Raw genomic sequence first — 1,863 nt, forward strand, 5'->3', positions numbered from 1 at the left:
GAACACCCCCTTCGTTGTAGGCGCGTTACTGTCGAAGATCGCTCTGGAAGCGGTCCCGGATGTCCAGCGTGCTGAGCGCGTTGGTCGCGCGCGGCGGCATGGCCCCCGTGCGAGGCAGCGTCTTGACGCAGACCAGGTGCGGGCCGGGAGTCGCCTGGGCCCGTGACATCGCAGCCTGCAGGGCGTCCTCGCGGTCGCAGACGACCGCGCTGGCGTACCCGGCGGCTGTCGCCATGTCGGGGAACGAGGTGGTCGCTGATGTGGTGGCCTGCCCGCCCGTTGATTCGTGGACCCGGTTGTCGAGCACGACGTGGATCAGGTTGGCGGGCGCCTCACTGCCGATCATCGACAACGAGCCGAGATGCATCAGCAGCGCGCCGTCCCCGTCCAGAACCACGACGGGCCGCTCCGGATGCGTCAGCGCCACACCCAGGCCGATGGAGGAGGCGTGCCCCATGGAGCCCTGCATGTAGAAGGTGCCCGGCGCGTCGGCCACGGCGAACGTGTCACGACCGGTGAAGCCCGTGGTGGCGATGACGGCGGCCTGAGGCGTGGCCGTAGTGACGATCCGGATGGCCTCCGAGGCCGGCAGCCCTTCGGTGTGCGGGTCATTGGCCGCGGTGGCCTTGCCGATGGCCCCGCGTTCGACCAGGACGAACGGCGCCCGCTGCTCGGCCAGGTCCTTCTCCGCCTTCTCCAGGATCGCGGAGAACTCCTCCACCCCGTCCTGTGCGTACAGGGTGTGGTGGGGGGTGTTGACGCTGTCGAGCAGCTTGGGGGTCGCCGGTCCCATCACTTCGTGCTGCGGCTCGTCCGTGGCCGGGTCGGGCCAGCCGCGCAGACTGGTGAAGGTCAGGATCGGCAGCTTGTAGGTCATCACCAGCGAGGTGAGCGGGTTGATGAGGTTGCCGAGACCGGAGTTCTGCAGCATCACGTAGGCACGCTGCCCGCCAAGGGCGGCACCGGCGGCCACCGCCAGCGCGTTGCCTTCGTTGGGGGCCGGCACGTACCGGCCCGGGCGCGTGCTCAGGTGTGCGATCGGCCCACCGAAATGAGAACAGGGAACGCCACTGGCGAACGTGAAGCCACGGTCGGCGAGCAGGTAACAGAATTCTTCTGCGGAGATCATATGCGGGGCAGCTCCGTTTCAGGGGTGGCGGCCGGTGCGGTGGACGGTGCCTGGTCTGCGGCTGCGGCACTGCGGGCGCGGCGCCGCATCTTGATGCCTTCGATGATGATGGGGATGCCGGAGACGAGAACGATGCCGATGACGATGCCCTCGATGTTGTCGCGGACGAAGGCGATCTGACCCAGGTAGTAGCCGACGAGAGTCAGGCTGACCGACCACAGGACCGCGCCCAGCACGTTGAACAGGAAGAACGTGCGGTAGGCCATGCGCCCGACGCCGGCGGTGATGGGGATGAAGGTACGGAAGACGGGGATGAAGCGGGCCATCACCAGAGCCTTGGGGCCGTGCTTGAGCATGAACTCCTGGGCTCGTTCGGCGTTCTCCTGCTTGAAAAGACGGGAGTTGGGACGCCGGAAGAGTGCAGGGCCTATCTTGCGCCCGAACGCATAGCCGAACGAATCGCCCAGGATGGCTGCGGCGGCGATGGCGAGCATGACCACCCACAGCGGCTGATGCAGGAACTGGTCGTTGGCCACGAGCAGCCCCGCCGTGAACAGCAGCGAGTCGCCGGGCAGGAAGAAGCAGACGATCAAGCCGGACTCGGCGAAGACGGTGGCCATGATGCCCAGCAGGCCGAAGGTCGATATGAGCGCTTCGGCGTCGAGCAAGGGTGATGAGGCGAGGTTCTGCACGGGTGCCCCCCTGGACGTTGGTGAGAGTGAACGGACAAGCCG

The 1,863-nt window shown here is 67.2% G+C and carries 2 protein-coding genes; both read right to left on the reverse strand.

Translation table 11 applies throughout. The annotated features are described in order from the left end of the window. Nucleotides 1-25: 25 nt before the first annotated feature. Entirely contained in the window at nucleotides 26-1,129 is a 1,104-nt protein-coding gene (aepY, locus tag ACFWGJ_RS43495) for a phosphonopyruvate decarboxylase (RefSeq protein ID WP_387334513.1), read from the reverse strand. Continuing rightward, the gene (locus tag ACFWGJ_RS43500; RefSeq protein WP_387334514.1) at nucleotides 1,126-1,821 is read right to left on the reverse strand and encodes a DedA family protein; all 696 of its coding nucleotides are present in this window, start codon (nucleotides 1,819-1,821) and stop codon (nucleotides 1,126-1,128) included. Before ACFWGJ_RS43500 ends, aepY begins: the two co-directional genes overlap by 4 nt. Between the last annotated feature and the right edge of the window lie 42 nt (nucleotides 1,822-1,863).

It is taken from the genome of Streptomyces sp. NPDC060205, assembly GCF_042728395.1.
In the GTDB taxonomy this organism is placed as follows: domain Bacteria; phylum Actinomycetota; class Actinomycetes; order Streptomycetales; family Streptomycetaceae; genus Streptomyces.

Excerpts from the sequence above, each read along its gene's own strand:
- aepY (WP_387334513.1), bottom strand. The coding sequence starts at position 1,129 with ATGATCTCCGCAGAAGAATTCTGTTACCTGCTCGCCGACCGTGGCTTC.